This window comes from Streptomyces chiangmaiensis, from assembly GCF_036281785.1.
Taxonomy (GTDB): domain Bacteria; phylum Actinomycetota; class Actinomycetes; order Streptomycetales; family Streptomycetaceae; genus Streptomyces; species Streptomyces chiangmaiensis.
On the sequence record NZ_JAYWVC010000109.1, the window covers coordinates 20,674 to 28,106 of the forward strand.

Here is a 7,433-nt window from a genome sequence, read left to right on the forward strand (position 1 = left end):
CTGCGTGCACGCGCGCGGCAGGCCTCTCATCGAAGCCGGCAGAGCGCTACGAGGCCCGTCACCTAGGTTGGGCCGTCGTCCGGCAGGTACCAGTGGTGGGGGGCTATGAGTTCGTTGATGGCGGGCTCGGGGCCCCAGGAGCCGGGGGCGTAGGGTTGCGGCGGTGGGGGATCCTCCAGGAAGGGGGTAGATGCCTCCCAGATGTGTTCGATGCCGTCCGAGCGGGTGAACAGCGACTGGTCGGCGAGCATGGCGTCTAGGATGAGTCGTTCATAGCCCTGAAGTCCGTGGGCCTGGCAGAAGGAATCGGCGTAGCGGAAAATCATCCGTGCGAGTCCGAGGTCCATCGTGGGGCCGGGTTTTTTTGCGAGGAAGTTGGCGGCGATCCATCCGGGGTCTCCGAAGTCGATCACGATCTTGTTGCCCCGCTCGTTCTCCTGCTCGGAAAGGTGGGGCTGGAACATCCTCAGGGGCGGCTCTTGCAGACCGAGCGTGATCACCTCACGGTGCTGTGCGAGGTTCTTGCCGGAGCGTAGATAGAACGGCACCCCGGCCCACCGCCAGTTGTCCACCTCCAGGCGCAGCGCGGCGAAGGTTTCGGTCCCCGAGTCCGGTGCGACACCGGGCTCGTCGCGGTAGCCCTCGTACTGGCCGCATACGACGTGCCCGGGTTCGATGGGGCGCAGCGCCTCGAAGACCTTGACCTTTTCGTCCCGCAGTGGTTTGGCGTCGAGCGTAACGGGTGGTTCCATGGCCACGATCCCGAGCACCTGGATCAGGTGCGTGACGATCATGTCCCGGAAGGCGCCGGTGCCTTCGTAGAAGCGGGCGCGGCCCTCCAGCCCGATCGTTTCAGGGACGTCGATCTGCACGTGGGTGATGTGGTCGCGGTTCCAGATCGGCTCGAACAGGCCGTTGGCGAAGCGGAGGGCGAGGATATTGTCCACCGACTCCTTGCCGAGAAAGTGGTCGATGCGGAAGACCTGGGATTCGTCGAAGACGGCGTGGATGGTCTCGTTGAGCGCTCGTGCCGAGGCGAGATCGGTGCCGAAGGGCTTCTCGACGATCACCTTGGAATCCTGCGCGAGGCCGGTGTGGCCGAGCATGGTGATGACGGACGGGAAGGCGGGGGGCGGAACGGCCAGATGGAAAAGCCTGCGTGCCCGGCCGCCCAGGGAATCCTCGGCGGTTCGCACTGTCTCGAGCAGCGGTTCGGGGGCCTCCGCGTCGGCGGCACCGAAGGACAAGGCTTCCTCGAAGGTCTGCCACGCCGGCCCAGAGGGCTCCGACAGCCCGAAGGTGGCGACGGAGTCGCGCGCGTGTTTGCGGAAGTCGTCGTCGCTCACTGCGGACTGGGCTGGTGCCGAGCCTACGATGCGGTAGCGGTCGGGGAGGAGGCCGGCTTGGGCGAGGTGAAAGAGCCCTGGAATCAGTTTGCGTTTGGCGAGGTCGCCGGTGGCCCCGAAGAGTACGATCACGTGATCGTCTGGACGAGTCACGGCTGGCTCCTCTTCTCGGCGTGGCCGCCGAATTCACTGCGCATGGCGGACAGGAGCCTGTCGGCGAACTCGCCCAGGCCCCGGGATTCGAATCGCTCGGTGAGCGCGGTGGTGATCACGGCCGCGGGCACGCCTTCATCGACCGCCGCAAGCACCGTCCATCGGCCTTCGCCGGAGTCTGAGACACGACCGGTGAACTCCTCCAGCCGCGGCGATCGGGCGAGGGCATCGGCGGTCAGGTCGACCAGCCAGGACCCCACGACCGAGCCGCGGCGCCATACCTCGGCAACTTCGCCGACGTCGATCTGGTACTGGTAGGCTTCCGGTTCGCGCAACGGAGCGGTCTCGGCGTCGACGGCGCGGTCTCGGAGCCCCGCGTCCGCATGCTCGATGATGCTGAGTCCCTCGGCGATCGCGGCCATCATCCCGTACTCGATCCCGTTGTGGACCATCTTCACGAAGTGCCCGGCGCCGCTCGGTCCGCAGTGCAGATAGCCGTCCGATGCCGACCCGTCGGCCCGCCTGTTCGGTGTCGGCTCGGCGGAGCCGGCACCGGGCGCGATACTGCGGAAAATGGGGTCGAGCCGGGCGACGGGCTCGGGCTCGCCGCCGATCATGAGGCAGTAGCCGCGTTCCAGACCCCAGACACCGCCCGAAGTCCCGCAGTCCAGGTAATGCATTCGGCGAGGAGCAAGCTGCTTGGAGCGGGTGATGTCGTCCCGGTAGTAGGAGTTGCCGCCGTCGATGACCGCATCGTCCGGATCGAGCAGTTCGACCAGCTGGTCGAGGGTGGACTGTACGACGGCGGCAGGCAGCATGAGCCAGGCGGCGCGGGGCCGCTCCAGCCTGGCCACGAAGTCCTCAAGCGAACTGGCACCGACTGCGCCCTCGCCTTCGAGTTCCTTCACCGCGCTCTCGTTGAGGTCGTACACCACACAACGATGGCCGTCCCGCATGAGTCTGCGGACGATGTTCGCGCCCATCCGTCCGAGCCCGATCATGCCGAGCTGCATAGGGGTGTCAGTTGCCATTGCTGCTCTCCTCTAGCACGTGTTGTCAATTGATCCGGCTTGATCGCTCACGAAGGGTGGCGTGCCTCCCATGGACCGAGAGGAAGGGAGTTCGCCCCCTCGCATCAGATCGGGCTGGGTCAGACAAGGGCCTCTCGTTGCGCGGAGATACACGCCAAGAGGTCGTTCCAGGAGGCCACGAATGACGCCGCTCCGTCGTTCTGGAGCTTCGCGGCAAGGGTGTTGACATCCACGCCTGGCGTCGGCGAACCACCACGTCGCAGCCGTTGCCATCAGCCGGTAGGGGCTCGCCCACCTCGCCGTGATCGTAGAAGGCCTCGAGCGTCTCGTCGGGCATCGTATTGGTGCAGTAGCGACGACAGCACGGCAGAGGCGTGTACGGAACGCTGCCGGTTCGGCCGGATCGGAACCGCCACCACAGCGTGGAGGCGACGGGTGCCATGCCCATCAGAGTTCCGGATGCCCGGATTCGGCCTTCTGGACCGTATCCACGCACAATCCACGAATCGGCTTCACCGACAGCATGTCCAGGTCGGTCATCGCTGAGCAGCCCTCCACACTCCGCGAGGAGTGTCTACGCTTTCGCACTGCGTCGACGAGCCTTACCGAAAAGCCGGAGTAACGCCACGGCCGTGCGATGAGGCAGGCCACCAGTTCGGGAAGGACCGCCTGTGCAGGCAAGATGCTTGAATGCTGGCCGAGTGCGGGTCGTCCCGCTCACCCACTCCTGTCAGCCTAGAAGCGCCCGTGCCCACCCTCAACTTTTCATCCGGCCCCAGCTTCTGCTTCTATCCGTTCACGTCGGGCAGGTGCGGGGCGCCTGGGGCTGCGTCCGGGTGGTTGGGAGGGCTCCGGCAGGACGGTCGGCGGTTTGACGGGCCGTGTCTGCTGGGTGCCGCGGGATACAGTCAACGGCTCTCCGCAGTGTCTGATCTGGAGCGGTTCTCCCTGCATCAGGGTGTACGTGGCCCGGGAACCGGTGATCTCGACTCTCAGACACCGCTGCCGCACGTGGACGGAGAAGGCCAGCCGGCTGAGCTTCTCGGGCAGCCTGGGAGCGAAATGCAGTGTTTCCTCGCGGTAGCGCATGCCCCCGAAGCCCACTACCAGCGCGATCCAGGAGCCCGCCAGCGAGGCGATGTGCAGGCCGGCGCGGAATCCCACTCTTGGAGGCGGGTGAAGCCGCAGGCTGCTCGTGGATCCCCAGCGCGCTGTTGTAGGGCACCGTGATCGCCTCGGCGGCATCCCGCCACGCCGCCGTCTCCTCTTCGTCGACCCCGAGGGCGGCCGCCTGCTCCCTGTGGCGTTCGGCGGCGTCGGCGGCGGCCCGAAGGTTCTCCTGGGCCATCAGATTGGTGTAGACGTTGTCGTGGACGACCGCGCTGTACTCGTCGGGCCCGGTGACACCGTCGATGTGGAAACGGCCATCGGAGTCGTGGTGCCCGAGGGAGTGCCACAGCCGGGCTGTCTCCACCAGCAGCTCCACGCCGGTCTTGCGCTCGAACTCCACGCCATCGGTGAGGGAGAGGTAGCGAATCACGGCATGGGCGACGTCGGCGTTGACGTGGAAGGCGGCGGTGCCGGCCGGCCAGCAGCCGGAGCACTCCGACCCATCGATGGTCCGCCATGGGAAAGCCGCACCCCTCAGGCCCAGTTGGCGGGCGCGGACCCGCGCCGCGGGCAGGGTGTTCTGCCGCCAGCGCAGGGCTTCGGCCACACATCGCGGGTGGGTGAAGGTGAGCAGCGGCAGGACAAAGATCTCGGTGTCCCAGAAGGCGTGCCCGTCGTATCCGGAGCCGGTCAAGCCCTTGGCCAGGATGGCCCGGCCTTCGGACCTGGCGGCGGCCTGCAGCACATGGAAGAGGGCGAAGCGGACGGCCTGCTGGATCTCCGCGTCACCGTCGACCTCGACGTCCGCATGTCCCCACTGGTCGACCAGCCCTAGCCAGCCGGTGCTGCGAGCGCCGGAGAGTGCGGCCTCCACCTGGTCCCGCAGGGCCGGTAGCGAGCGTGCCCCGGACCAGCCGTAGGAGATGAACTTCTCCAGGCGCAGCGTCTCGCCCGGCTTGAGGTCGGTGATGACGGTGAGCCGGGCCACGTCGTCCCCACTCTCAGCGGAGGTCTGGGTGGACGCCGGGCCGTGCACGATGTGGTCGGCGGCGGCGGCGACCCGCAGGCCGCTGGCGGTGGTGCAGTGCACCAGGCGTAGCCGCGTGTCAGGGGTGCTGTGCTCTTCGGCGTGGAGTGGGGACTCCAGGGCGGCGGAAACGCGCGGATCGTCGCTCGGGGTGGGCATTGGTTCGTTGGCGACGAGTTCGGACTGAAGGACGAGTTGCACCTCATCGTCGAGCGGTTCCACCTGGTAGGCGATCGCGGCGACGGCCCGCCGGGTGAAGGAGACCAGGCGGGTGGAGCGCACGCGCACGGCCTTGCCGACAGGCGAGGACTATTCGCACACGCGGTGCAGCAGCCCGCCGCGCAGATCCAACACCCGCTCGTGTGACCGCAGCGCTCCGTAACGCAGGTCGAACGGCTCGTCGTCAACCAGCAGACGGATCAGCTTGCCGTTGGTGACGTTGATGACCGTCTGGCCGGACTCGGGATAGCCGTATCCCGCCTCCGCGTACGGCAGTGGATGCAGCTCGTGGACGCCGTTGAGATAGCTGCCGGGCAGGCCGTGCGGTTCACCCTCCTCGAGATTGCCTCGCTAACCGATGTGTCCGTTGGACAAGGCGAAGACGGATTGGCTCTGTGCCAGAACGTCCCGGTGGAGCCCGGTCTCGCGCACCTGCCAGGGCTCGACCACGTAGGCGGAATCAGTAATCACGTTCTGTCCTCCAGCAGCTCGGCGAGGTCGCCCACGACGACGTCTGCGCTGTGCTGGTACAGCGCATCAGCCTGACCGACCCGGTCGATTCCGACGAAATATCCGAAGCGGCCGGACCGTCCGGCGTCCATGCCGGCAAGCGCGTCCTCGAAGACCGCGGCTGCGCCGGGCTCAACGCCCAGGTCATGCGCAGATTCGAGGCAGGTGTCTGGGTGCGGTTTGCTGGGCAACTTGCGCTCGGCGGCGACAACACCATCGATCCGTACGTCGAACAGCCCCTTGATCCCGGCCGACACCAGGACGTCATGGACATTGGCGCTGGAGGAGACCACGGCAGTGGACAGCCCGGCCGTCCGCGCGGCCTCGACGTAACGAACGGAGCCCGCGTACGCCTCGACGCCCTGGGCGTGGATCTGCTCCAGCAACGAGGCCCTGGACAACGGCGTGGTCAAGATGAACATCGACACCGAAACCCGGTACGCCTTTACCCGCCTAGTCGTCGACCACATGTTTCGCAACTACGACGAGGTGCTCAAGGTGGACGGCGAGGTCGGCAACAAGAAGGCGTACGACCCGCGCACCTGGGGCAAGGCCGCCGAGGCGGGCATGGCCGCCCGGGTCGGCGTGGCCTGCGAAAACCTTCGCTCCGCGGGCAAGAGATTGAAGTAGTCGCGCCGGGGGGGTGACTGAGTACCGGGGCCTCACGAAATAGAACGTCTTTTCAGTGAATGTGAAAAGGCTCCGGAGGTCGGCGTGCCAGTGTGTGGGATCCGGCGTACGCTCGCTAGATGTAGGTGAGTCCTGCAGTGCAGCGTGTGAAGGGACACCCGTATGGGAATGCGTTCCACGGTCAGTAAGGGCCTTCAGAATACAGGATTCTCAACGATCCGTTATGGACTGGCGCTCAATCTCCTGACGATTGGGCGGCTCAAGTTCGAAAGTTATGAGGTTGAGAACATTCGGCCGTTGGTCACCGCGAGCCCTATATTCTCACGGCTTGTCACAAAACTCGGCGAGCAAAAACTGGCCAGGCTCTTCGGAATAACAGAGATGGTTATAGGATCACTGATTGCGGCGAGACCGTTCGCGCCGAGAGCCTCGGCGCTAGGCAGCCTGGGGGCCGCCGGGATATTCGCCACGACTCTCAGTTTTCTGGCCACAACGCCTGAGGCATGGCAGGAGAGGCGCGGCGAACCGAAGCTCTCCCTCGCCGGCCAGTTCCTGGTGAAGGACATCGTGCTGCTGGGAGCCTCCTTGCTCACGGCTGCCGAGTCTCTGCAAGCCGGACAGCGAAACCATGATGGTGGCGAATTCCAGGAGCCGTTTCACGCCAAAGGGCGACCTGGCGGAAGCGACGAGCTTCGGGGTTGATGCCCCACTGCGCTTCGTGCGTCTGTCCGGGCCCCAGGGTGATCAGTCCCTCACCGGAATTGAACGCGTTCGGCGCGCAGGTCATCGGCTCGACACCCAGACCGGTACGGCGTCGGTCGGCGTAAGGAAGCGTGTCACCGGTGAAGATCTCCAGGTAGGGGCAGGTCTCATCGGCCCACAAGGCGACGGCCGGGCCGCCCTCGGGAGCGAGCCGAACGCGCGCCCGAGCTGGCCCAGCATCCCCAACTGTGCATCGACACCGCGCTGCAGGTCTATTTCGCCGACCCACACAGCCCCTGGCGACGGGGCACAGACGAAAACACCAGCGGACTCCTGCGCCAGTACTTCCCGACTTGTATCGGGGGTAGCTGTGTTCGTGATCGGGCTGGCCGCCCGTGGGGCTGGCTCTCTTTGGGTGTGTCGACCTGCCCGGTATCCGTTGGCGGCTTGACTCAGCAGTGGCATGAGCATCGGCCACCCACGTTTCTCGAAGTCGGGATGTCAGCTGCGGATTCCACTGACCCGATGTTCGAGGAAGGAGACCGTCGATGATGCTGATCGGTATCGATCCGCACAAGTCGACCCACACGGCCACGGCTGTCGATCCCGAGACCAACCGTGATCAGGCATCGATCCGCATCGACGGACGCTCCAGGAGTACCAGCGCATGCTGGACTGGGCCCGCCAGTAGCCGGAGCAGTAATG

3 protein-coding genes and 4 pseudogenes are annotated in these 7,433 nt (G+C 66.0%); 3 read left to right on the forward strand and 4 right to left on the reverse strand.

Annotation, left to right across the window (positions count from 1 at the left end; genetic code table 11):
- Window positions 1–62: 62 nt before the first annotated feature.
- From zwf to VXC91_RS26635, 4 genes and pseudogenes are all read right to left on the reverse strand, one after another.
- Complete coding sequence (gene zwf / locus VXC91_RS26620) at window positions 63–1,499, reverse strand: glucose-6-phosphate dehydrogenase (RefSeq protein ID WP_329509872.1); 1,437 nt, start codon at window positions 1,497–1,499, stop codon at window positions 63–65.
- Entirely contained in the window at window positions 1,496–2,530 is a 1,035-nt protein-coding gene (gene gnd, locus VXC91_RS26625; protein ID WP_329509873.1) for a phosphogluconate dehydrogenase (NAD(+)-dependent, decarboxylating), read from the reverse strand. The genes zwf and gnd overlap by 4 nt, the downstream gene beginning before the upstream one ends.
- A gap of 765 nt (window positions 2,531–3,295) precedes the next feature.
- Window positions 3,296–5,357: pseudogene (locus tag VXC91_RS26630) on the reverse strand (glycoside hydrolase family 65 protein).
- Window positions 5,354–5,782: pseudogene (locus VXC91_RS26635) on the reverse strand (HAD family hydrolase); the annotation flags it as partial. The pseudogenes VXC91_RS26630 and VXC91_RS26635, both read right to left, overlap by 4 nt.
- A 4-nt stretch (window positions 5,783–5,786) precedes the next feature.
- Between VXC91_RS26635 and VXC91_RS26640 the strand changes: the two are divergent.
- The 3 genes and pseudogenes from VXC91_RS26640 to VXC91_RS47085 all read left to right on the forward strand — a co-directional run.
- Window positions 5,787–6,026: pseudogene (locus VXC91_RS26640) on the forward strand (class II fructose-bisphosphate aldolase); the annotation flags it as partial.
- 162 nt (window positions 6,027–6,188) lie between these two features.
- Window positions 6,189–6,728 (forward strand): YkgB family protein, encoded by a 540-nt coding sequence (locus tag VXC91_RS26645; protein WP_329509874.1) that lies wholly within the window; start codon window positions 6,189–6,191, stop codon window positions 6,726–6,728.
- A 213-nt stretch (window positions 6,729–6,941) separates the two neighbouring features.
- A pseudogene (locus tag VXC91_RS47085) lies at window positions 6,942–7,079 on the forward strand (IS30 family transposase); the annotation flags it as partial.
- Window positions 7,080–7,433 lie beyond the last annotated feature (354 nt).